This is a genomic window from Acinetobacter rudis, assembly GCF_000829675.1.
Classification (GTDB): domain Bacteria; phylum Pseudomonadota; class Gammaproteobacteria; order Pseudomonadales; family Moraxellaceae; genus Acinetobacter; species Acinetobacter rudis.
Genome location: NZ_BBRX01000060.1, coordinates 1 through 24,140, shown reverse-complemented (window position 1 = coordinate 24,140; position 24,140 = coordinate 1). Strand labels below are relative to the sequence as shown.

Sequence of the window (24,140 nt, the reverse complement as noted above, 5' to 3'; positions counted from 1 at the left end):
TTTGATCAACTTCTACAGCGCGAATATCGTTATCTTCATTAAAACCATAGGTTAAAATTGGACGACCTATTCTCGGCATAATTTCACGAACGTTAGCATCGTCACCACAAACTACAGCCAAACCGTAAAATGGTAGTTTTTGTAAGAATTTTACAAAAGTATCTTTAAGAACTTCAAAACTACCACCATAGGTGTCCATATGATCCGCATCAATATTGGTCACTACAGCAGCCATAGGTTCTAAATATAGAAAAGATGCATCTGATTCATCAGCTTCAGCAATGATAAAGCGACTCGCACCCAATGCGGCATTGACCCCAGTACGATTCAACTGGCCACCGATCACATAGGTTGGATCCATGTTTTCTTCTGCAAGCATGCAGGTGATTAAACTTGTTGTTGTCGTTTTACCATGTGTACCTGCGACCGCAATACCATGTCGATAACGCATCAACTCACCCAGCATCTCAGCACGACGTACAATAGGAATTCGGTGCTCAATAGCCGCTTTAACTTCAAGATTTTCCACATCAATTGCGGTAGATACCACGATTACATTGGCATCTTTAATATTTTCTACTGCATGGCCAATATAAACTTTAATGCCGTTCGCTTCTAAATGCGCAGTTGTTTTAGACACTTTAATATCAGAACCAGAAACACAATACCCCTGATTTTTGAGTACCTCAGCAATACCGCACATTCCTGCACCGCCAATACCCACAAAATGAATATGTTTAATACGGCGCATTTCTGGAACTTTAATTAAATTTTTAGCTTTATTGGCTGGGCTGCTTTCGGACATAATCTACTCTATTTACAAATCTTGGATGAGTTGAACAACACGTTGCGTGGCGTCGACTTGCGCAAACTGTTGTGCTTTTATCGCCATATCCATCAAATGCTGACGCTGCATAAGCGGAGTCAACATCTCTTTTAGTGAATCTGGAGTCATACTGGCTTGCGGGCAAATCTTTGCAGCACCAAGGCGTTCAAGAAATTTTGCATTAGCCGTTTGATGATCATCAACTGCACTCGGCAGAGGCACAAAAATAGCCGCCACACCTGCTGTGGCAACTTCTGTCACCGTTAATGCACCAGCACGACAAATAATTAAATCAGCTTCAGCATAAGCCTTGGCCATATCTTCAATGAAAGGTTGTACCTCAACCTGTAAAGATGCCGGTGCATCTTGATACGCAGCAAGGGTCTCTTGTTGTTTATTTTGTCCACATTGGTGATAGACCTGCAAAGGTACAGCAAGCTGTTTTAACGCCAAAGGTACACAGTTATTTAAGGCCTGCGCACCAAGCGATCCCCCAACCACCAATACTTTTAGCGCTTGCTGCGAGGCTTCGCGTTGTTGGTAACGCTGTTCTGGAGCAGCAAGTGCCATAATGTCTTGACGCACAGGGTTGCCCGTCGTTACCACTTTAGCGCTCTGAGCAAAAGTATCAGGAAATGCCTGACAGACTGTTTTTGCTACACGAGACAACTGTGTATTGGTAAAACCAGCAACAGCATTTTGTTCATGGATGAGTACAGGAATGCCCAATAGACGTGCTGCCAGACCACCAGGACCTGCAACATAACCGCCAAAACCTGCAACAGCATCAACTTTAAGTTGCTTCATGTAGCGCATTGCACTCAATGTCGCTGCTAAAACTTTAAATGGTGCGAGCAATTTACGTAATGCACCATTGCCTCGAACACCTTGGATGTTAATTTGATAAATAGGAATATCATGTTGTTTTAGTAGGCGATTTTCCATTCCTGTTGGGGTTGCTAACCAAGAAACTTGGTGCCCTTGTTGTTGTAATTGCTTTGCAACGGCCAGTGCTGGAAAAACATGTCCACCGGTGCCTGCGGCCATCATCATCACATGTCGAGTAGCTTTTTTTTGGAAATCAGTCACGGCTTAATTCTTCAAGGCTAAAATACGAAAGGAATAACTTAAAACGGTCAATTGTAATCTCAAAAATGCATAACAGAAAGTTAATTTAAGGATTTTTCACTAACTGTTTCATTTTTTCTAATCACCTGATAATTCAACAAGATTTTATATAAGTCTTTGTGCATATGGAAAATGTATTCTGTTGGACTTTCATTACTCAGCAAAAGCCCTAACACAATACATTCACCTTACTTAACTTACGACCGTGCCGCTTCAAGCACATCAAATAAATTATCTGCAATTGATGTACCGAATTGTGCATCAATTTCACGAATACAGGTTGGACTTGTCACATTAATTTCGGTCACATATTCTCCAATCACATCAAGACCTACAAAAATCAAACCTTTTTCACGTAAAAAAGGCCCTACTTCTGCTGCAATTTGACGATCACGCTCTGTTAATGGACGAGCTTCACCTAAACCACCTGCTGCAAGGTTGCCACGAACTTCACCATTTTGTGGAATACGCGCAAGGCAATAAGGTATAGGTTCACCGTTGATCATGAGAATACGCTTATCACCATCTACAATCTCAGGGATATAACGCTGAGCCATGATTGGCAAGCTGCCATTTTGTGTCAGCATTTCAAGCGTCGAGCCAATGTTGACACCCTGATAATTTAGACGAAAAATTCCCGTCCCGCCCATACCATCGAGTGGTTTAACAATAACGTCTTGGTGCTGTTGTAAAAATTCGCGAATTAAGCTTTGTTGAGAACTCACCAAAGTTGGAACTTGTAATTGAGGGAATTGTGTTGCAAATAACTTTTCATTACAGTCACGTAGGCTTTGTGGCTTGTTAATAATCCAAGCCCCTTCACGCTCTGCTTGTTCAAGAATATACGTGGTATAAATAAAGTTCATATCAAACGGTGGGTCTTTACGCATCAACACCACGTCATAGCTGGCAATTGACTGCTGTTGTTTTTCACCTAGTTGATAATATTCAGCAGTATTTTCAAATACCTGCAATGGTGCAATCAAACCCATTGCTCGACCTTGATCAATATAGAGATCTTGTTGCAAGGCATAACCCAATTCATGACCACGACGTGCAGCCGCCCAAAGCATTGCCATTGTGGAGTCTTTTTTTAAATTGACGTTTTCAATTGGGTCCATGACTACCAGTACGCGCATAACTCAACTCTTTTCAATATCAGTTTAAGTCAGTATAGCGGAGATTATCCCTAGATATTCTGTATTTTATTTTTATCTCGTTAAGCATTGCTGAGTTAAGACAACTGCATATTCCAATTGTTTTATTTTTGCTGAATAAACCTAAAAATTATTGTAGTGAACGTGCCAGTAAGGTGGTGTCTTTGGGCAAATCCAACTGCATTTTACACATAATAAAATGAGACTGTTGACAGATTACCTGAATCTCAGCCAAAACTTCAACAGGACGCCCAACCATAAAGTCCGTCTGATTTAAGTTTTTACACAACTGCTGTGCATAATGTGTTTCGAGATAGCCCAAATGAATATCACCCAAAGTGACTTTCACCTGCTGTATCTGAATATTTATTCGTTCTTCTTTTTGAATAAATACTTTTTTAAAATAGCACTGCTCTACAAGTTTCCACATAAAAGCATTGATTAACTTGATTTGAACATGTTTCGGTAAAGCTAACGATATCGCAAATTGCCCATCACTTTGAAACCGTAAGGGGTTTCTTTGAAAATATCGTTCACGCTCTACACAATATCGACGCCAGCGATACCGCTCTAGCTGGCGTAATAGTATAAAAATGATGACAATAACAAGCGCAATAATCAAAAATCGCATGACAGACGCACCATTAAGTTAGGACCTAGTCTTTAGAGCGATTTCTGAACCATGATTGCTAAGAATTAGATCCCGTAATTAGTACGGTATGACTGCATTTTTTTCAATGCTTCATGATCGCCCTTTTGTTCCAAATACTGCATCAGATCTTGCATAGTAATTAATGCATGTACTGGAATTTCAAGTTCTTTTTGTACTTCCTGAATTGCAGATAGCTGTCCTTGACCACGTTCTTGACGATCCAGAGCAACTAAAACGCCGGCAATTGTTGCACCAGAGTTTTTCAACAATGTGACAACTTCACGAATTGCAGTTCCTGCAGTGATAACATCATCAATAATCCAAACTTTCTTGCCTTCTACTGCTGCACCAACCAACATACCACCTTCGCCGTGATCTTTGGCTTCTTTACGGTTAAAACCCCAAGGCACACTTACACCATACACTTGGGATAAAGCGACCGCTGTAGCTGCAACGAAAGGAATTCCCTTATATGCTGGCCCAAAAATTACTTCTACATGATTACATTGTGTTAGTTTATCTGCATAGCCTTGTGCAAGCAGAGATAATGCTTCGCCATCATTAAGTAAACCAGCATTGAAAAAATAAGGACTTACCCGACCTGATTTTAAAGTAAACTCACCAAATTTAAGCACACCACGTGTCAGTGCGAGTTCGATAAAGGCTTGTGGGTTAAATTGAGCTGGTGATGTCATGGGTGCTCCAAAATTCATATATGAGGTTATGACTGCGAATGATACCAAAGAGTAGCTATCCGAGTGATCAAAAAATTTTAAGAGTGGTTTCGATCAATGTAAATGGCTTACGCTCGTCTGTCAGTAAAGGCCTATTAGAATGGCTCGAAAAATCTGAAGCGGATGTGGTTTGTATGCAAGAAAGTCGCATCACACATGTTCAGTGGACTGACAAATTTAAGCCTGAAGGTTGGCATACCCATTTGTTCCCTGCAGAAAAACCTGGTTATGCAGGTACTGCAATTTACAGCCGCCTACCTTTTATATCTGTAAAAGATGGTTTGGGCTTTGAACTTGCAGACTCTCAAGGACGTTTTATCAGTGCAGAGTTTGATGTAGGCCTAGATCAACCCGTACATATCTGCTCTTTATATCTTCCATCTGGTTCTTCAGGCGAAGAAGCACAAGCGCGTAAAGATATTTTTTTAGAGCAATATAAATTGATCCTGAAACAATGGCGTGATGAAAATCGATCAGTGATTGTTTGTGGTGATTACAACATCGTACATAAGCGCATCGATATTAAAAATTGGTCAGGCAATCAGAAATCTTCTGGATGCTTACCCCATGAACGTGCTTGGCTTGATCATATCTATGATGATCTTGGTTATGTCGACACATTCCGAGAAGTTCGAAAAGAAGCTGAACTCTACTCATGGTGGTCAAACCGTGGTCAAGCACGCGCCAAGAATGTAGGGTGGCGGATTGATTATCATGCTTGCTCACCTGACTGGAAAAGCCGTACCTGCAATGCTTGGGTTTACCGTGATGAATGGTACAGTGATCATGCACCCGTAATCATAGACTACACTTTGTAATAAGCCATATGAGCGAACATGTGTTTACTAAAACGAGGTAATTTACTCACAGTAGTTGTCGTGTTTGCTCATTTTTACTTTTTGTAAAACGATGCATTATAGCTGCACGGCACAGGGATATTGTCAGGATGACAACATAGGGACAGGAAGCCGTAGGACGAAAACAAACAAATGTGGATTGCATTTGTTTTAAAGGATTTGACAACGGACGTTGTAGTGAGACCCGCAAAATCAGGATGATTGGATGCGGGTTTTCTCTATTTATAGGCTTAATTTTTTGCTTTATAACTTATAAAGCAACACTCAGACTCACCATCCAACACTTTTCTTTATTAACATTTTTATGACCCAAATGGTTATTTTTTTTAATTGCCAGCAGGTTAAGTTATTATTGTTCCCTGCTGGCTTAATTCATTCATTATTTAACTTGTAATATATTAGAATAATTATTTTTGATTGAGTTATTTTTATACAAGTATTGTCTTTGAATTAAGTTACAGTTTTATGAAAGCAATGAACAACTACAAAAAATTCACACTCTAGAGTACAGCCTTATGGCTTGAGTTGTTTATTTCAGACAAATCACTTTTAATGTCAAACATCTAATATTACTGGGTCTAGTCATGTTAAAAATTTATGGTATTAAAAACTGTAGTTCGATGAAAAAAGCCTTTGATTTACTCAATGAACTCAAGATCGCTTTTGAATTTCACGATTATAAGAAGCAAGGTATTGATACAGCTACTGTACAACTATGGCTTAAAGAAATTGGTCCCGAGCTGGTTTTGAACAAAAAAGGGACGACGTGGAGAAAGCTGAGCCCTGAACAACAAGCGTTGGCACTGAGTAGTACTGAGGAATTAATCCAAGCACTCAGTACCCACACCAGCCTCATCAAACGTCCAATTTTACAAAATGGCAGTGAGTTTATTGTAGGTTTTGATGAAGAACGCTATCGTGCACTCAATGTGACAGCTTAAGATTTAATAGTGATCAGCAGTGGTGCAATATTAATGTCACGCTGCTTTTCTATACTATCTACGTGGTTTTCTTATTCCTCTTATTAATTTTATATAAAACAATTGAGTAGCTTATTGCACTGCAAAAATATTTACTCACATTTGTATTGTTTATTATTCGCAACATTTTCAAGCACAATATTTATTTTATGCTTTAATAAATTTTTGCACTTCGAATGTATACAAGGACTTGGTTCATGACGATGTCAATTCAAACACGTGAAATTCACTATACTGCTGCAGATGGTTCAACCTTAATCGGTTACTTTGCAGCCCCAACACAACAAACCGCAACTGCAGGGATCATTGTTGCACCAGAATGGTGGGGCCGTAACGAATATACCGAGCAACGTGCACGTGAATTGGCTGAACAAGGTTATGCAGCCTTGGCCATTGATATGTACGGTGACAAAAAAGTAACTACAGATGCCAAACAAGCCTACGAATGGATGATGCAAACCTTTGAACAAGCTGACACAGTCGTACTACGTGCTACAGCAGCATTAGAAACCTTAGCACAACAGGATGAAGTAGATGCAACACGCTTGGCAGCGATTGGTTTTTGCTATGGCGGTAAAGTTGTACTTGATTTAGCCCGTTCAGGTGCTGAGCTCAAATCTGTTGCAACATTCCATGCGGTACTGGCCACTCAAACACCAGCACAGCCGGGTCAAGTCAAAGCAGAAATTTTAGTTTCACATGGTGAGCTCGACAGCATGGTGAGCTTAGAGGAAGTTGAAAACTTCAAAACTGAGATGAATGCAGCTGCTGTAAATTATCAAGTACTTATCTTAGAAAATGCCAAACATGGCTTTAGTAATCCATTAGCAGATGAACGCGCCAAAGCCAACCAAGTTGATTTAGGCTATGACGCAGCAGCAGAAAAAACCAGTTTAACTGCAATGTATGAACTGCTTGATCGTACGCTAAAATAAGGCACTGTATGCGTGACCTCAGTGAAATATCAATAATTGAATGAAATAAGAGGAATCCATATGAACACAAATAATTGCCCATATTGTAATTTTGATGAATACGACATTATTGCTAAAAATGACTTTGGTGTAATCTTACCTGAAATTAGCCCACTCTCACTTGGGCATACTGTCATCATTCCTTTACGCCATGTGACCTCCTTTTTTGATGTAACAGACAAAGAGCGTAAAAGCCTACAGTCATTGTTAGAACTTGCACGCAATGAACTGAAGCTACGCCATCAACCTGAAGGTTTTCACATTGCATTTAATGATGGCAAAGTCTTTGGTGAAGAAGAGTCGCATTTTCATATTCATATCATCCCACGTTATGCCAACCAATCGTTAAAGTTTGATCAGCGCTGGGGTATCGTGGCTGAATAAGCCCTAGATCCTGCAACTACATCAGATGCTCTATAAATCATCTTGATGTAGTTGTTAAAAGCAACTAACTTACTCGATATAATAATTTCGACCATATATTTACAAGTACATTAAACTCCTTCTTGCCTTGCATCTCATTAAAACAATACGCGATTACAAATCAGATTTTCATCTTTAAACGATCAGTTCCCAAAACATGATTCAAATTGCATCCCCCAAATAGATAAAATAACCCCAAAGTATTCAACAGCCGATTAAGATTTTAAAACCAATACAATCAATTGATTTAACTCAACTAATATCTAATAGTTCACAAACAAGAGAGCACATTAATTGTAGAGATTGTTTAAATTGCAGCATAAGTTAATTGCCTATTAGCCAATTCAATATAGAATTCTTTCAATTTCAAAATTCTCCTGCTTTAATCATGAAATTTAGATACGATATCAATGGATTAAGGGCTATAGCAGTATTAGCTGTTGTTATTTTCCACTTCACTCCTCACTGGTTAGCTGGTGGATTTGCCGGAGTAGATGTGTTCTTTGTCATTTCTGGCTTCTTAATGACAGCGATTATTTTTAACAGTGTAGAAAACAATACTTTTAATTTATTCAAATTTTATACCGCCCGTGCCAATCGTATCTTCCCTGTTTTAGCAGCAATGTTTGCAGTTTTACTTGTATTTGCTTGGTTCTATTTACTCCCCAATGATTATCGCAATTTAGCGATACAAGTCGAAAAAAGTGCTCTGTTTATTTCAAATCTTTTTTTTGCCAAAGGTGGAGGATATTTTGATACCGCAGAGCATACCAAGTGGTTGCTACATACTTGGTCGTTATCTGTTGAGTGGCAATTTTATTTATTTTTTCCAATTATTATTGTCATACTAAAAAAATATCTAAGTTTTACCAATCTTAAGCGTGTAGTGATCGGTTTACTCTTAGCAAGTTTCATTTACTGTATTTATGCAACATCTACCAATAGTAAAACTGCTTACTTTCTACTCTCAAGTCGTGCTTGGGAAATGCTCTTAGGTGGTTTAGCCTTCCTTTACCCGTGGTCATTAAAGAACAAACTGCACCAAATTACTGCGCAATGTTTAGGTTTAATCCTAATTGTCGCCTCGTATTTTTTCATTTCCAAAGATATACCTTGGCCTGGTTATATGGCCTTTGTTCCAGTATTCGGTGCTTATCTCATTCTCGTCAGTAATTATCAAAATAATATTTTGATTAACAATCCAATCTTTAGTGCTATTGGTAAATGGTCATATTCCATCTATGTTTGGCATTGGCCCTTAGTCGTTTTTGGTTTTTATTTTGCAATCGTTGATTGGTGGATCTATGGCATCCCTCTTTCAATTTTACTCGGCTTTTTAAGCTATCAATTCATTGAAAAAATTAATTTTACTCGTTATTCATCATGGAAAGAAATTTATAAAGTTAAGTCGATATACCTTTTATTTGTTGTGTTCATTTGCGCATTTATAGTAGAAAAAACTGATGGGATGAAATTTCATTACTCCCCAAAAGTTTTAGAAGCCATTGCAGAAAGCAATAACGCCAACCCTTATAAGTGCGACTCAAATTCACGAAATCGTGATGTTGAAGAGTGTCAGATTGGTAATAAAAATAATATAAAAGCCATAATTATTGGAGATAGTCATGCAGACTCTTTAACGACTGCTGTTGCATCAGCATTTGATTTAAAAAATGAAGGAATCATTTCTATCGCAACTGCAAGCTGCCCGTTCTTAGTCAATATCAATATTGAAGACAGACTAAATAACGATGATTGTCATAGCATTAATCTCAAGCGTCTCGAATTAATTGAATCTAAAAAATATGCAAATATTCCGATTATTTTAATCTCTAGATTGACGGTATATCTTGAAGGGCAAAATGATGCTGAACGCGTAAGAAATGAAGGAAGAAAATCTTCTCTATACTTTGCGAACAATCAAAAAGTTTCGAAAGATCAACTTTATACATTAACGCATAAAAGCTTAGCAGACACACTCTGTAGGGTTTCTAAGACTAATCCAACATATATCACTTACCCAGTGCCTGAGTTCTCAATGAACATACCGAAGACTATTGCCAAAAATTTATTCTTTAATCGATCTCCCCCAACAACCATGTCTTATGAAGACTATTTAAATCGCTCCTCGAAGCTCAGAGATATTATTCAAAAGAGTGCTCAACAGTGCGGAGCAACCACGATAGATCCAGCACAAGTATTATGTCCAGCCAATCAGTGTATATCTTCTTATCAAGGTAGGCCTATTTATCGTGATGGTGATCATTTAAGTGAATATGGCAATAAACTTTTAACACCGACATTCAAAGAAACACTCGAATGAGGTAGAAATCGCAGACACATTAACCCGTCTAAAATCAACCAGCAGGGCCTAAATCTAAGGGCCCACTTTTATTTTATTGATCACAGCGTTTTCGCTGTTTGAGATTGGTTATACTAAGCTCCCCATTTTGTACTGATCTGATCATGCCGCAATTTTCTTTTTCTGATGCTTTACTCCATTGGTACGACCAACATGGTCGTCATGACTTACCATGGCAAGTTGCAGACGATCCATATAAAGTCTGGGTGTCAGAAATCATGTTGCAACAAACTCAGGTTAAGACGGTACTGCAATATTTTGACCGCTTTATTCAACGCTTCCCTGACGTAGAAACATTAGGAAAAGCACAGTGGGATGATGTTGCACCCTACTGGGCAGGCCTCGGTTACTATGCACGTGCTAGAAACTTACATAAAGCTGCTGCTTTAGTGACTGAGCAAGGCACTTTCCCAAAGACCCTTGAACAATGGATAGCACTTCCTGGTATTGGGCGATCAACTGCAGGTGCTTTAATGTCATTAGGTTTACGCCAATATGGCGTGATTATGGATGGCAATGTAAAAAGAGTATTGTCACGTTTTTACGCCATTGAAGATGACCTGTCCAAACCTGTCCATGAGCGTCACATGTGGCAATTGGCTGAAGAGCTTTGCCCAGTACAGCGAAATCATGACTATACTCAAGCCATCATGGATTTAGGGGCAACGATTTGTACTCCGAAAAAACCGTTATGTATGCATTGCCCAATGCAAACACACTGCAAAGCGCATCAACAAGGCATTGAACTACAACTTCCCTATAAAAAACCGAAAAAAGCTGTTCCAGTTAAATCAGCAAAAGTACTGGTCATTCAATCTAATGATCACTGGTTGTGGCAACAGCGCGATGCTGCTGGCCTATGGGGTGGTTTACACTGTTTACCTGTTATCGAACAAGACCACTCTTTTGAACAGCTATGCCAACAATTAGATCTGAAAACAGTAAAACATAAGACTTTAATCTCTCATAGTTTTACTCACTTTACTTGGCAACTTGAAGCCTTTGTCTTTCACATCGAAAACGATCAAAAAGAACATATCGAAACTGAGTTAGGCGGAAAATGGCATAGCCCAACACAAGCAATTGATTTAGGAATACCGACTGCAATGAAAAAATTAATCAATGCATTGCAGATTGGACACTAAGTTATGGTAGGGTTTTAGTCATCAATCACCAACAAAAGGCTCACTGCGTGTTTGCATCTCTACGTTATGCTTTAATTCTTTGCAGCATTGTGATGTTAGCTGCCTGTCAAAGCACACCGAAAAAGAAACCAACAACAGTAACGAATAGTCATCAAGCTATTGAACTCAGAAAGATGGCACTCCCCAACCGCCTCCCTATTCCTGTCGATGGTATTCAAGCTAAAAACTTAACGGATACATGGGGTGCATCACGTAGCCAAGGCCGTACCCATGAAGGCATTGATATTTTAGCTCCACGTGGAACCAAAGTTTATAGTGCAACAGACGGGATCGTGATGAGTTTAAAAGGTAACAATCTTGGCGGCACAGTGGTCTGGATTATGGGACCTGCGGGATCTTGGCACTATTACGCTCATCTCAATGGACATGCTCGCAAACTCAAAGAAGGCGATTATGTTCGGCCTGGTACATTAATTGGTTATGTTGGCAACACAGGCAATGCGCGGCATACCGCACCACACTTACACTATGGTGTTTACCTTGCTGGTAAAGGCCGTGGTGCAGTCAATCCTTATCCTTATTTACGTTAATTTTTAGAGGACAATTTGAATGTCGGAAGCTTTAATTCAACGCTTGGTCGAATTTGCAGAATCAGGTAACCAGCAAAAAATTCAATTGCATGGTCATACACACCAAGGTTGGATTATGGAAATCAGTGACCAAGCCCTGCTGATCAGCACTGGTTTTGCTGAAAAAACAGGAAAGGAATTATGGATTGATTTTAATGATCTACAAAATGCAGAACTAAGCTTTTGGGACACCCAAAAAGATCAATGGACAATATTCAAACTCTAAGCTTGACACCCTCACCCACTAAACATAAGTATCTACACATCTGCGTGTGGATACCTATGCCGTGAACGGTGAGGTTTTCCGCTCCATTGGATAAAATACAGATCAGACAATTATGCAAATCAGTTTGTTATGCATGTAAATATAGTTTATACACATATCAATAGATGAACTCTCAGATGGTGAGTAAGCATAATGACAACCAAGCGCTGTGGCTGGTGTAGTGATGACCCCCTCTATATCGATTACCACGATAACGAATGGGGTAAAGCCAACTTTAATGAACAACATCTTTTTGAAATGCTTTGTCTAGAAGGTCAACAAGCTGGGCTATCTTGGATTACAGTACTAAAAAAAAGAGAAGCTTATCGACAACATTTTTTTCAACATCCAATTGATCAAATTGCTCAACTCAGTGATGACGATTTAGCTGAAAAATGTAAAGACGCTGGGTTAATTCGACATATTGGCAAACTCAAAGCGATTCGTGACAATGCTCAGGCATGGGGCAACATGCGTAACCAAAACATTGATATGGTGCAATGGCTTTGGGATTTTGTAGATCAAAAAACCCAGTTCAATGATGTTGAGCGCTATCAAGATGCTCCAGCACAAACACCACTGAGCCAACAACTCTCAAAAAGCCTCAAAAAAAATGGCTTTAAGTTCGTTGGTCCAACCACCTGTTATGCCTTTATGCAAGCTGTTGGCATGATTGATGATCATGAAAACAACTGTCCACAAAAATCTACACAACACTAAGCAAAATAAATCAGCCTATACAACGTATATTCTCTATGGAGCAAGTGCAATGCCCAATACTATTCATGCTTATGCAGCTTTAGAAGCTGGTGCAAAATTACAACCCTATCAGTTTGATGCAGGTGAGTTGGCTGCCCATCAAGTCGAAGTCCAAGTCGAATACTGCGGACTCTGTCATTCGGATGTTTCTGTGATTAATAACGAATGGCGAAATGATATTTACCCTGTTGTTGCAGGTCATGAAATTATCGGCATCATCACTCAACTGGGGGCCGAGGCCAAAGGATTGCGTATTGGGCAACGGGTGGGTATTGGTTGGACTGCCGACAGTTGTCAACATTGTTTTCAATGTCTTGCTGGGCAACACAATCTCTGTAAAGAAAGCCAAGCTACGATTGTTGGCCATGCAGGAGGTTTTGCTGACAAAGTTCGTGCAGCATGGCAATGGGTGATTCCTCTACCTGATGACTTAGATCCTGCAGGTGCGGGCCCACTGCTGTGTGGCGGGATTACTGTATTTGACCCCTTACTCAAACATCAAATCCAAGCACGTCATCATGTTGGTGTGATCGGCATTGGTGGTTTGGGTCATATGGCGATTAAACTTCTTAAAGCTTGGGGCTGTGAAATTACAGCCTTTACCTCACAGCTGAGTAAAACTGATGAACTTAAAATGATGGGTGCTGATCATGTTATTGATAGCCGTGATCCATCAGCCCTCAAAGCATATAAAGGAAAATTTGACTTATTGCTCAGCACTGTCAATGTCAGTCTGGATTGGAAAGCATATTTACGCACCTTAGCACCTCAAGGCAGCTTACATATGCTGGGGCTCGTACTCGAACCACTCAGCATACCTGCTGGACAGCTTATATCTGGTGCACAATCAGTCACAGGATCACCGACTGGTTCGCCAACTGCTCTACGAGAACTATTGGCCTTTGCTGCACGCAAAAATATTGCGCCACAGATTGAGTTGTATTCTATGTCTGAGATCAATCAAGCTATCGAACGCTTGCTCTCTGGGCAAGCACGTTATCGAATCGTCTTAAAAGCGGACTTTGATCAGCACGGTTAATCAAAATACTCTCCCGATCCACTTAAGCACAGTGTTTTAACTGTGCCCGAGTCCAATCTGCCAAGCACATGATAGCTTGGCGGATTTCATCTGTAAGTTCATGGCCTGCATTTAAACGAATACAATTGTTATAACGATTGTCTTCACCAAAAACTTTGCCCGGCACAATATTTATGCCTTGATCGCGAGCAAAGCGGTACATTTCCAAACCATCAATTTGCTCTGGGAACTGTAACCACAACGCATATCCGCCTTCTGGACAACTTAAACGCAGCTCGACCTGATCAAAACACTGGACAATAAAATTTCGATATTGTTGTACTTGAGCCATCAATATTGGACGTAATTGGTTAAGAAAGTTTCGATAGGCTCGACTATAGATCAAATCACTTAAACCCAACTGTAAAGGTGTGTTGACCACGACATTACGCAAAATAAACTGAGAGCGTAACTGCTGTAAACGTGGAGTTAGGCAAAACCATCCCACACGGTACGATGGCGATAACGATTTAGAGACTGAGCCACAGTACAATACATAGCCCTGTTTATCCCAATAGCGAATCGGCAGAGGACGTTGTGCTAAAAAACTACATTCGGCATAGATATCATCTTCAATAACAAAACACTGAAATTCAGCTGCCAGTTGTGCAATTTTCTCTTTGTCAGCATTACTCAAACAAAAACCTAATGGATTTTGATAATTGGCTGTAAGCAAACACACTTTAGCACCTGAGCTACGCATCGCTTGTTCTAATCGCTGTAAATCGATGCCTTCTGTACTTGCAGGCACTTCAACTATTTTTCGTTTTAAAGCAGCCAATAACTGTAGTTGACCATTAAAATTGGGTGTAGGAATAATAATACTTTCACCCACTTGGGTCAGACATTGAATCAAAACTGACAGTGCAGGCATACAACCATTACTAATAAAAATATCGTCTTTTTGAATGAAGAAACCATCTTCTGCCCAATGTGCTGACAGTGCTTCTCTCAAACGAACATGGCCCTGTCGATCACTATATAAAAAATCCTCAGGACGACTATGTTTCATCGCACGTTGCATCGAACGTCGCAATGCATCGACAGGTACAAAATTAGGTGAAAATTGAATAGACCCCAAATGAATTAAACGCGAATCAATAGATGCTTGCTGAATCTCAATTTGAAGTTCTAAATTCGAGACTTGGCGTGTCTTCGGTTTAAAATCAGGATGTTCTGGCAATAAAATTTCATGATGATCTTGCTGCCCCTCATGACTCACAAAATATCCTGCTTTATGTTTGGCATAAATCAGCCCTTGAGCCTCAAGTAACTCATAGCAGTTTTTCGCAGTATTCAAACTTACCTGTTGTTGCTGCGCAAACTGGCGTAATGAATTGAGCCGCTGACCACGACTTAACTCACCATTAAAAATTCTTTGTGCTAATTGTTGGGCAAGGCTTTGATATTGAAACTGCATAGTCAACCACTCGAAGATAAGCGAAATCAGTATAGCTCACTGTATCCATTTTTTAAATTTTCCTGTATCTGTACCCATAAAAATAATCTCTTTATTCTGAGCACATTCAATATCAATGCATTCATACACCCATAGGAGTACAAAATGAAAATTGTCTATCTTTGTCTCATCAGCGGCCTACTTGTAGCATGTCAGCCTACTCCCATAAATCAGGTCAGCCAACAGCAAGGCTATGTGTGTAAATCATTGATTGAAGGTTTTTTAAAGACTCAATCTTTAGGTCAATATGAACTGCGCAGTATACATCCCGATTTAGATCAAACTGCTGCAGAACGAACTTACACTTATAGAACTGCCTCAGATATTACGATGCGAGTCAACACACCTACCCAGCCGTGGCTAACATTTCAATGTAATCAACAAAATAACCAATACACTGTTCAATTAATTGAAGCACATAGTAAAGAGCGATTCCCTTTACTGAGTTTAAATTTACCTGAACAAAAGTTGATGCATAGTATGACGGCCTTCAAAGCGGACTAACTTGCGATACAAGTTCAACTCACTACACACTCAAAAAAACGCGCCTAAGATTCAGTTTTAAGCGTGTTTTTTTTATTGCCTCTCCCCATGCCATGGCCATAAGACTTCACGACGTTCAAAGCTATTTTTCAATTTCAGTATTGATTTGTTCATGTTATGTCACCATTATCTAGCACTGTATATAGCCTTATAGCCAAGCTAATGTGTTCAATAGTATTTATGCATTATTGTGTGCATTGCGATATTGATAAGCAAATCAACTAAAAACACGTTAAACTATAGCGCACTGAATATCCTCAAAACGTCTAGATAGACATAGCAAAAGGTGAAGTTGGATGTCACTCAATACGGTTGAAGAGCTTGTCGCGGATATTCGCGCAGGTAAAATGGTCATTCTGATGGATGATGAAGATCGTGAAAATGAAGGCGATCTCGTTATTGCAGCGACACATGTACGTCCAGAAGACATTAACTTTATGATCACTCATGCACGTGGGCTGGTCTGTTTAACCTTGAGTAAAGATCGTTGCCAACAGCTCAACCTACCACTTATGGTGGATGCAAATGGCGCACAACATGCAACAAACTTCACCTTATCTATCGAAGCAGCTGATGGAATCACTACAGGTATTTCTGCAGCTGAGCGTGCTCATACGATCCGCACGGCTGTTGCAGCACACGCCAAACCAAGTGATATCGTTCAACCTGGCCACATTTTCCCATTAATGGCTCAACCCGGTGGCGTATTGCATCGTGCAGGGCATACAGAGGCAGGTTGTGATTTATCACGTCTTGCAGGACTTGAACCTGCATCGGTTATCTGTGAAATTATCAATGAAGATGGCACGATGGCACGTCGTCCAGATCTTGAAGTTTTTGCTGAAAAACATGGGCTAAAAATTGGGACCATCGCCGACCTCATTCACTATCGTATGACCAATGAACAAACTGTAGAGCGTATCGATCAACAACGTATAGATACTGAATATGGTTCATTTGAGTTATACCATTATCGTGAAGTGGGCAGTCCAGATGTACACCTAGCGCTTGTTAAAGGTGATCCGAGTCAAGGTGTATCTACTGTTCGAGTACACGGTTTCAACCCTATTTATGACATATTAAAACTCAATCAAACAGACCAAGAGAGTAAGTGGAACTTTGACAAGGCACTAAAAGCCATCAGTCAGAGTGAGCGCGGCGTCTTGGTTTGGATTGGTCAGCAGCAACCTGCAGACTTAGGTGCTGCTTTAAATGCACTACATCAAGTGAAGCCACTCAAATCCAATGCAGCCCTATCACAGCAGTATCAAACTATTGGTGTGGGCGCACAAATTTTGTGTGATCTTGGCGTAGAAAAAATGAAATTGCTCAGCTCACCGCTGCGTTTTAATGCTATTTCAGGTTTTAATCTAGAAGTCGTCGAATATATCACGGCTGATCAAATTTCAATTTAATTATCGAGGTAACTATGGCAATTCGTCGTATTGAAGGTATGTTGCATCTCGCGAGCGAAGGTCGTTACGCGATATTAGTTGGACGCTTTAACAGCTTTGTCGTAGAACATCTTCTAGAAGGTGCAATTGATGTCTTGCATCGCCATGGTGTTTCTGATGACAATATTACAGTCATCCATGCACCAGGTGCATGGGAACTTCCTATCGTTGCAAAAAAACTTGCTGCATCAGCTCAATATGATGCAATCATTGCGCTTGGCGCAGTGATTCGTGGTAGTACACCACATTTTGATTTTGTTGCTGGTGAATGTGCTAAAGGTCTTGGTGTTGTTGGCTTAGATGCTGGCTTACCCGTTATCAATGGTGTACTCACGACTGACAGTATTGAACAGGCGATTGAGCGCTCTGGTACGAAAGCAGGCAATAAAGGCGGCGAAGCTGCATTGACTGCTATTGAAATGGTTAATTTGTTAAAGGCGATCTAAAATATGTCGCAAACCCTCCAAGCGATTTATGCAGCAAAACGCAAAGCGCGTCGTTTTGCTGTACAAGGGATTTATGAATGGCAGATGAGCCATAACCCTGTACATGAAATTGAAGCACGTACACGTGCTGACAATGCTATGCATAAGACTGATTTAGGCTATTATCACGAACTACTCAGTGAAGTTATTAGCAATGCTGATGTTCTAGATGCATTACTTGTTCCTGTACTTGATCGTGAAATTTCAGCACTTGACGGTGTTGAACTAGCGACTCTACGCCTAGGCGCGTATGAACTTAAAGAACACGCTGAAATTCCATATCGTGTTGTTTTAGATGAAGCGATTGAGCTTGCCAAACATTTTGGTGGGGCTGACAGCCATAAATACATCAATGGTGTATTGGACCGTCTAGCTCAAAGCCTTCGTGCAGCAGAAAAACAACAAGCAAAATAAAAGTAGTCATGGCTGAATTTTCTATTATTGAAACCTATTTTAATCGTCAACGTGCATCAAAGCAGGTTGATCTCGGAATTGGTGATGATTCAGCCGTGCTCTCCCCACCTGCGCACCATCAGTTGGTCATCTGTGCTGACACCTTAGTTGCAGGTCGCCATTTTCCAATCAATACCCCTGCGCATGCCATCGGCTGGAAAGCTGTAGCTGTCAACTTATCCGATATTGCGGCCATGGCTGCCAAACCACATAGCATCTTATTGGCCCTTAGCATGCCAACTGTAGATCATGACTGGTTACAAGGCTTTAGTGATGGACTATATGCATGTTGTGAACGCTACGGTGTACAGTTGATTGGTGGTGATACCACGCAAAACCCACATCTGAGTTTAACTGTTACTGCTATGGGTTGGATCGAACATGGTAAGGCAGTATTGCGTTCTGGTGCACAAGTGGGTGACTTAATTGTGGTGAGTGGTCGTATTGGCGATGCAGCTTTTGCATTACAACATCCCGGTCATCCATTACAAAAACGTCTAGATTATCCAACACCACGCTGTGAACTTGGCCTACAACTTCAAGGTCTAGCCTCAAGTATGATAGATATTTCTGATGGCTTAGTGCAAGATCTTGGTCATATTTTAGCTGCCTCACGCGTGGGTGCTCAGGTTGAACTCAATCAGTTACCTATCGATCCCCATTTACAAAGCCTTGCAGAAAAATTACGTTGGCAATACGCCCTCGCAGGTGGGGATGACTACGAACTGTGCTTTACTATTTCCCAAGAAAACTACCAAAAACTATTGGCTCTACAGCCTCAAGTTACAACCAGTGTAATCGGACACATTCAAGCACAACCGGGCCTGAGCTTTACGCTTAATGGCAAAGCTCAACCATTACAACTTCATGGATACCAACACTTTGCGTAAGCCACCAATCAACTTTAAACAGATGAACTGGAAACAACGCTGCATTGTGTGGAGTGGTGTTGGTTTTGGTTCAGGACTCGCTCCTAAAGCACCAGGTACTTTCGGTTCTGCCTTTGCTCTACTCTTTGTTCCTTTTTGGTTTACTGCAGGCTTTACGGTTTCTCTGCTGGTGATGTTATTGATGTCTATTGTCGGCATCTATATTTGTGGACAAAGCGCGAAACTGATGAATGTGCACGATGATGGTCGCATTGTTTGGGATGAATTTGCTGGCCAATCAATTACCTTTCTTCCCCTGATTTATATAGGGCAAATTAGTTGGCTATGGGTTTTGGCCGCTTTTGCATTGTTTCGTTTATTTGATGTATGGAAGCCTTGGCCAATCCGTATCATTGATCGTCAAGTGGGTGGTGGTTTCGGCATCATGTTTGACGATATTATCGCAGGGTTATGGGCGGCGCTGTGCATCATCATTTATATTTTTATTTCTCAGGCTTAAACTAAATAATAAGGTGTGTTATGTCGACGAGCGTCATTATACTTGCCGCAGGAAAAGGAACGCGCATGCGCTCCTCCCTACCGAAAGTGTTACAGCCTCTAGCAGGGCGTCCTCTACTCGGACATGTAATTGAAACTGCTAAAAAATTAAAAGCAGATCATATTATTACCATTTACGGTCACGGTGGAGATCGTGTGCAACAAGCTTTCGCACAGGATCAAATTGAATGGGTTGAACAAGCTGAACAACTCGGTACAGGACATGCTGTACAAATGACGCTCCCTGTACTGCCTAAAGCGGGTATGTCTTTAATTTTATCTGGCGATGTTCCTTGTGTCAGTGTAGATACTCTTGAACGTTTATTGAGTGCTTCAAATGAAACGGGTATTGGTTTAGTCACACTCACTTTAGACAATGCTGCAGGATATGGACGTATCGTTCGTAAAAACGATCAAATTCAAGCAATCGTTGAACATAAAGATGCCAATGAAGAACAGCGCCAAATCAAAGAAATTAATACCGGTATTTACTGTGTAAGTAATGCCAAATTACAACAATGGCTACCTCAACTTGATAATAACAATGCTCAGGGCGAATACTATCTAACTGATATTGTTGCAATGGCACTCAAAGATAATCTGTCTATTGCATCAGTACAACCCAATATGGCTTTTGAGGTTGAAGGCGTAAATGATCGCATACAGCTTGCTGCATTAGAACGTGAATTTCAAAACTTTCAAGCACAACAGCTCATGCAACAGGGCGTACATTTGATTGATCCCAAACGTTTTGATCTACGTGGTCAACTCAAAGTAGGACAAGACGTATGCATCGATATCAACGTCATTATCGAAGGTGACTGTGAATTTGGTGATGGTGTTCAAATTGGCGCGGGTTGTGTCATCAAAAATACACGTATTGCCGCAGGCACTCAGGTCAAACCATATAGTATTTTTGATCATGCAATCGTTGGTGAGCGTGCTGAAATTGGTCCATTCTCACGCTTGCGCCCAGGTGCAGAACTCAGTGATGAGGTTCATATTGGTAACTTTGTTGAAGTTAAAAATACACGTATTGGCACTGGATCAAAAGCGAATCACTTTACCTATCTAGGCGATGCAGAGATTGGTATAGACAGCAATATCGGTGCAGGAACCATTACTTGTAACTACGATGGTGCTTTTAAACATAAAACGGTTATTGGCAATCAAGTTTTTATTGGTTCAAATAGCTCATTGGTTGCACCAATTTCCATTGGTCACGGTGCAACAGTTGGTGCGGGTTCTGTCATTACCCAAAATGTAGAGGATGGTAGTTTAGCTTTTGAACGTGCAAAACAGATGAGCAAAGCAAATTATCAACGTCCACAAAAAGTGAAAAAATAAGAAGGTATCATTATGTGCGGAATAGTAGGTGGCGTTGCAGAACGTAGTATTACTAACATTCTCATCGAAGGTTTAAAGCGTTTAGAGTACCGTGGTTACGACTCAGCCGGTTTAGCTTTGGTCAGCGAAGGACAGCTGCTGCGCGAACGTCGCGTAGGAAAAGTGATTAATCTCGATACAGCTGTAGAGCAATCAGATATTCACGGCAGCTTGGGTATTGCCCACACTCGCTGGGCAACGCATGGTAAACCAACTGAAAACAATGCGCATCCACATGTTTCAGGTAAAATAGCAGTTGTACATAACGGTATCATTGAAAACTACCAAGTACTCAAACAAAAATTACAAGATTTAGGCTATGTATTTAGTTCTGAAACAGATACTGAAGTTGTAGCTCATCTGATTGCAGATGCGTTAAAAGAAAACAACAACCTCTTTGCTGCTGTCGAAAAAATTGTACCGCAACTTGAAGGTGCTTATGCATTAGGCATTGTACATACTGATTATCCAGATGAACTCATCGTTGTACGTGAAGGTTCACCTTTGGTGATTGGTGTGGGTATTGGTGAAAACTTTATCAGCTCTGATCAGTTGGCACTTTTACCCGTCACTAACCGTTTTATCTACCTTGAAGAAGGTGATATGGCGCGTTTAACACGTGATAGTATTGAAATCTTTGCTCATGGCCAAGCCATTGAACGTCCAGTAAAAGAGCTAGATGCAACGGTAAGTCATGCAAGTAAAGGTGAATATAAGCACTTCATGCTCAAAGAGATTTATGAGCAGCCTGAAGCAATTCAACAAACGCTCTCTCAAGCACTCAATGGCAATACGCTTCGTGATGATTTCCTTAAAGATGCTGAAGCAGATTTTAGTCAAATCAAACAAGTGCAGATCATTGCCTGTGGTACAAGTTACCACGCAGGTATGATTGCTAAATATTGGTTTGAACAATTGATTGGATTACCTTGTCAGGTTGAGATTGCAAGCGAATATCGCTACCGTAGCCCAGTCATTGTTGCAGATACACTGTATGTCTGTGTATCACAATCAGGTGAAACTGCAGACACACTAGCTGCATTACGTGACACACAAAAACGTGCTGCCGCTAACAATATTAACATTGCGACACTCACGATCTGTAACGTTGCAACCTCATCTATGGTTCGTGAAACTAATCATCACTTACTGACCCTTGCAGGTCCTGAGATTGGGGTTGCCTCAACCAAAGCCTTTACTACACAGCTCACCGCATTTATGTTGTTGGTGCTTAAGGTTGGCCAAACCAAACAACAGATCTCAGCAGCTCAATTGGGTGAGATTGCAGCGACACTCTGGCATCTACCAAGTGTCATCTTAAAAACGTTGCAATTTAATAATGCGATTTTAAATCTATCTGAGTTGTTTGTTGAAAAAAATCACTGTTTGTTCTTGGGTCGTGGTACGCAATTCCCGATCGCATTAGAAGGTGCTTTAAAACTTAAAGAGATTTCGTATATTCATGCTGAAGGTTATGCCGCAGGTGAACTCAAACACGGTCCTTTGGCCTTGGTTGATAACGAAATGCCAGTCGTCATTTTAGCACCAATGGATGACATGTTAGATAAGCTAAAATCTAATATGGAAGAAGTCCAAGCACGTGGTGGTGAACTCTTTGTCTTCGCTGATGAAAACAGTGAAATCAACAGTAAAGACCGTCAACATGTTGTACAAATCCCGACTATTAGCACTTGGTTAGCGCCGATTGTTTATAGTATCCCTGTACAGTTGTTGTCTTATCATGTTGCTGTATTACGCGGTACAGATGTCGATCAACCTCGTAACTTGGCCAAGTCAGTAACTGTTGAATAATTTCAACATAATCAAAAGATTGAACTGTATGAGCTGAATCAAGTCTCAAACAGTTTACTCAAAAACCCGTAAATGAATGTCTAATCAGACATAAATTTTACGGGTTTTTTTTATATTCAGCACTTTAACTGGCATCATATCAAGTCGATCTTAACTGCTGCTTCCTCAGCCACACTAAGCCCATTACTACAACAAATATAGGAAGGCACACCTATAAAGATGTTGCACCCATATAAAGAAATTTCCAGCCAACTCCGAGCAAAATTAATGCAATTTTAAAGTGAGCCAGTTCAATGCCAGTCAGATTAACGACAATACCACCTAAGTTGAATAAGCAGCCAAGTAACATCACAGATACAACAGCAATTTTCTGAATAAATGTCCCTGTTAAAAAAGAAAGTGCAAACATCGCGATAATATGCCATTGAAGCACTGTTAACCTATGCGTAGAGCTTTTATTCACTTAAAAGGCACCCCACCTTCGATGATTAGGCACCATTTTAACTAAGCTCTCACAACAATGATCATTGGGTTAATCTAAAGTTCAGCCTAGCCATTCAACCAAAATTGCTCCTGAAATAATTGCATAGATTGAACAACATGATTACAATTAATATTGATTATCATTTTCAACTTGTAAAATTTATCTATGTCGAACCTCGTTGAGCATCTTTATAAGGACCATCATCATTGGTTATATACTTGGCTATATAAAAAGATGCAAAACCGACAATATGCAGAAGACCTAGCTCAAGATACTTTTGTACGTATATTAAAAAAGAAAACACCAATTACACCTCTCGAACCACGGGCTTTTCTTCTCACGATTGCAAAAGGAATGGTCAGTAATTTTTATCGTCATCAAAAAGTTGAGAAAAGCTATCTTGAATTTATTGCAACTCTGCCGGAAGAGCATGCACCAGACCCAGCTACTCAAGTCATATTATTAGAGGTTATTATTGAGCTCGATCTACGTCTAAATGGTTTAGAGCATATCGTAAAACAAGCATTTTTATTGACTCAACTCGAAGGCTATACTCAAGCTGAAACAGCGAAACGACTCAATATTTCCATTTCAACTGTACAACGTCATATTGTTAAAGCACTACATCAATGTTGTTTTATAGAGTTCATTTGACATCCTCACCCTCC

At 40.3% G+C, this 24,140-nt stretch carries 26 protein-coding genes; 19 read left to right on the top strand and 7 right to left on the bottom strand.

Annotated features, from left to right (window positions below; translation table 11 throughout):
• The 5 genes from Aru01_RS14230 to pyrE all read right to left on the bottom strand — a co-directional run.
• Positions 1-805, bottom strand: an 805-nt coding sequence (locus Aru01_RS14230; RefSeq protein ID WP_042111496.1) for a UDP-N-acetylmuramate--L-alanine ligase, incomplete at its 3' end; no start/stop codon positions are given.
• 12 nt (positions 806-817) lie between these two features.
• Positions 818-1,915, bottom strand: a complete 1,098-nt coding sequence (murG, locus tag Aru01_RS14225; protein ID WP_040330960.1) for an undecaprenyldiphospho-muramoylpentapeptide beta-N-acetylglucosaminyltransferase — start codon at positions 1,913-1,915, stop codon at positions 818-820.
• Between the two features lie 236 nt (positions 1,916-2,151).
• Positions 2,152-3,093 carry a glutathione synthase gene (gene gshB / locus Aru01_RS14220; protein ID WP_016654635.1) on the bottom strand — a complete coding sequence of 314 codons (942 nt, stop codon included), beginning with the start codon at positions 3,091-3,093 and terminating at the stop codon, positions 2,152-2,154.
• Positions 3,094-3,241: 148 nt separating this feature from the next.
• Entirely contained in the window at positions 3,242-3,742 is a 501-nt protein-coding gene (locus tag Aru01_RS14215) for a hypothetical protein (RefSeq protein ID WP_016654634.1), read from the bottom strand.
• 65 nt (positions 3,743-3,807) lie between these two features.
• Positions 3,808-4,458 carry an orotate phosphoribosyltransferase gene (gene pyrE / locus Aru01_RS14210; RefSeq protein ID WP_016654633.1) on the bottom strand — a complete coding sequence of 217 codons (651 nt, stop codon included), beginning with the start codon at positions 4,456-4,458 and terminating at the stop codon, positions 3,808-3,810.
• 38 nt (positions 4,459-4,496) lie between these two features.
• Between pyrE and Aru01_RS14205 the strand changes: the two genes are divergently transcribed.
• The 10 genes from Aru01_RS14205 (at position 4,497) to ahr (ending at position 13,930) form a co-directional block, all read left to right on the top strand.
• Positions 4,497-5,315 carry an exodeoxyribonuclease III gene (locus Aru01_RS14205; protein ID WP_016654632.1) on the top strand — a complete coding sequence of 273 codons (819 nt, stop codon included), beginning with the start codon at positions 4,497-4,499 and terminating at the stop codon, positions 5,313-5,315.
• A gap of 623 nt (positions 5,316-5,938) precedes the next feature.
• The gene (locus tag Aru01_RS14200; RefSeq protein WP_016654631.1) at positions 5,939-6,295 is read left to right on the top strand and encodes a Spx/MgsR family RNA polymerase-binding regulatory protein; all 357 of its coding nucleotides are present in this window, start codon (positions 5,939-5,941) and stop codon (positions 6,293-6,295) included.
• A gap of 236 nt (positions 6,296-6,531) precedes the next feature.
• Entirely contained in the window at positions 6,532-7,269 is a 738-nt protein-coding gene (locus Aru01_RS14195; RefSeq protein WP_016654630.1) for a dienelactone hydrolase family protein, read from the top strand.
• A 60-nt stretch (positions 7,270-7,329) separates the two neighbouring features.
• Positions 7,330-7,692 (top strand): HIT family protein, encoded by a 363-nt coding sequence (locus Aru01_RS14190; RefSeq protein ID WP_016654629.1) that lies wholly within the window; start codon positions 7,330-7,332, stop codon positions 7,690-7,692.
• Positions 7,693-8,119: 427 nt separating this feature from the next.
• Positions 8,120-10,054: an acyltransferase family protein gene (locus Aru01_RS14185; protein WP_016654628.1), complete on the top strand. Its 1,935-nt coding sequence runs from the start codon at positions 8,120-8,122 to the stop codon at positions 10,052-10,054.
• A gap of 143 nt (positions 10,055-10,197) precedes the next feature.
• Positions 10,198-11,238 carry an A/G-specific adenine glycosylase gene (gene mutY / locus Aru01_RS14180; RefSeq protein ID WP_016654627.1) on the top strand — a complete coding sequence of 347 codons (1,041 nt, stop codon included), beginning with the start codon at positions 10,198-10,200 and terminating at the stop codon, positions 11,236-11,238.
• Positions 11,239-11,330: 92 nt separating this feature from the next.
• On the top strand, positions 11,331-11,828 hold the full coding sequence (locus Aru01_RS14175) for a M23 family metallopeptidase (RefSeq protein WP_042111497.1): 498 nt from the start codon (positions 11,331-11,333) through the stop codon (positions 11,826-11,828).
• A gap of 19 nt (positions 11,829-11,847) precedes the next feature.
• A complete protein-coding gene (locus tag Aru01_RS14170) occupies positions 11,848-12,093 on the top strand; it encodes a hypothetical protein (protein ID WP_016654625.1) in 246 nt (81 codons plus the stop codon).
• Between the two features lie 192 nt (positions 12,094-12,285).
• Positions 12,286-12,852: a DNA-3-methyladenine glycosylase I gene (locus tag Aru01_RS14165; protein ID WP_016654624.1), complete on the top strand. Its 567-nt coding sequence runs from the start codon at positions 12,286-12,288 to the stop codon at positions 12,850-12,852.
• 49 nt (positions 12,853-12,901) lie between these two features.
• Complete coding sequence (gene ahr / locus Aru01_RS14160; RefSeq protein ID WP_016654623.1) at positions 12,902-13,930, top strand: NADPH-dependent aldehyde reductase Ahr; 1,029 nt, start codon at positions 12,902-12,904, stop codon at positions 13,928-13,930.
• Positions 13,931-13,952: 22 nt separating this feature from the next.
• On the opposite strand, the gene Aru01_RS14155 is transcribed toward ahr, so the two are convergent.
• A complete protein-coding gene (locus Aru01_RS14155; RefSeq protein WP_016654622.1) occupies positions 13,953-15,389 on the bottom strand; it encodes an aminotransferase-like domain-containing protein in 1,437 nt (478 codons plus the stop codon).
• A gap of 144 nt (positions 15,390-15,533) precedes the next feature.
• On the opposite strand from Aru01_RS14155, the gene Aru01_RS14150 reads away from it, so the two are divergent.
• From Aru01_RS14150 to glmS, 8 genes are all read left to right on the top strand, one after another.
• Positions 15,534-15,932, top strand: a complete 399-nt coding sequence (locus Aru01_RS14150; RefSeq protein ID WP_016654621.1) for a hypothetical protein — start codon at positions 15,534-15,536, stop codon at positions 15,930-15,932.
• 335 nt (positions 15,933-16,267) lie between these two features.
• Complete coding sequence (ribBA, locus tag Aru01_RS14145) at positions 16,268-17,386, top strand: bifunctional 3,4-dihydroxy-2-butanone-4-phosphate synthase/GTP cyclohydrolase II (protein WP_016654620.1); 1,119 nt, start codon at positions 16,268-16,270, stop codon at positions 17,384-17,386.
• 14 nt (positions 17,387-17,400) lie between these two features.
• A complete protein-coding gene (gene ribH / locus Aru01_RS14140; RefSeq protein WP_016654619.1) occupies positions 17,401-17,871 on the top strand; it encodes a 6,7-dimethyl-8-ribityllumazine synthase in 471 nt (156 codons plus the stop codon).
• A gap of 3 nt (positions 17,872-17,874) precedes the next feature.
• Positions 17,875-18,324: a transcription antitermination factor NusB gene (gene nusB / locus Aru01_RS14135; RefSeq protein WP_016654618.1), complete on the top strand. Its 450-nt coding sequence runs from the start codon at positions 17,875-17,877 to the stop codon at positions 18,322-18,324.
• 8 nt (positions 18,325-18,332) lie between these two features.
• Positions 18,333-19,253: a thiamine-phosphate kinase gene (gene thiL / locus Aru01_RS14130; RefSeq protein ID WP_016654617.1), complete on the top strand. Its 921-nt coding sequence runs from the start codon at positions 18,333-18,335 to the stop codon at positions 19,251-19,253.
• Entirely contained in the window at positions 19,231-19,752 is a 522-nt protein-coding gene (locus tag Aru01_RS14125) for a phosphatidylglycerophosphatase A family protein (RefSeq protein WP_040330959.1), read from the top strand. The genes thiL and Aru01_RS14125 overlap by 23 nt, the downstream gene beginning before the upstream one ends.
• Positions 19,753-19,772: 20 nt before the next feature.
• A complete protein-coding gene (gene glmU / locus Aru01_RS14120) occupies positions 19,773-21,137 on the top strand; it encodes a bifunctional UDP-N-acetylglucosamine diphosphorylase/glucosamine-1-phosphate N-acetyltransferase GlmU (RefSeq protein WP_016654615.1) in 1,365 nt (454 codons plus the stop codon).
• Between the two features lie 12 nt (positions 21,138-21,149).
• On the top strand, positions 21,150-22,988 hold the full coding sequence (gene glmS / locus Aru01_RS14115) for a glutamine--fructose-6-phosphate transaminase (isomerizing) (protein ID WP_016654614.1): 1,839 nt from the start codon (positions 21,150-21,152) through the stop codon (positions 22,986-22,988).
• Between the two features lie 211 nt (positions 22,989-23,199).
• Here the strand turns inward: glmS and Aru01_RS14110 are convergent, their stop codons facing one another.
• Positions 23,200-23,451 carry a hypothetical protein gene (locus Aru01_RS14110; protein WP_155757908.1) on the bottom strand — a complete coding sequence of 84 codons (252 nt, stop codon included), beginning with the start codon at positions 23,449-23,451 and terminating at the stop codon, positions 23,200-23,202.
• Between the two features lie 186 nt (positions 23,452-23,637).
• Here Aru01_RS14110 and Aru01_RS14105 point away from each other — a divergent pair, with 186 nt between their 5' ends.
• A complete protein-coding gene (locus Aru01_RS14105) occupies positions 23,638-24,126 on the top strand; it encodes a sigma-70 family RNA polymerase sigma factor (protein ID WP_016654612.1) in 489 nt (162 codons plus the stop codon).
• Positions 24,127-24,140: the final 14 nt, after the last annotated feature.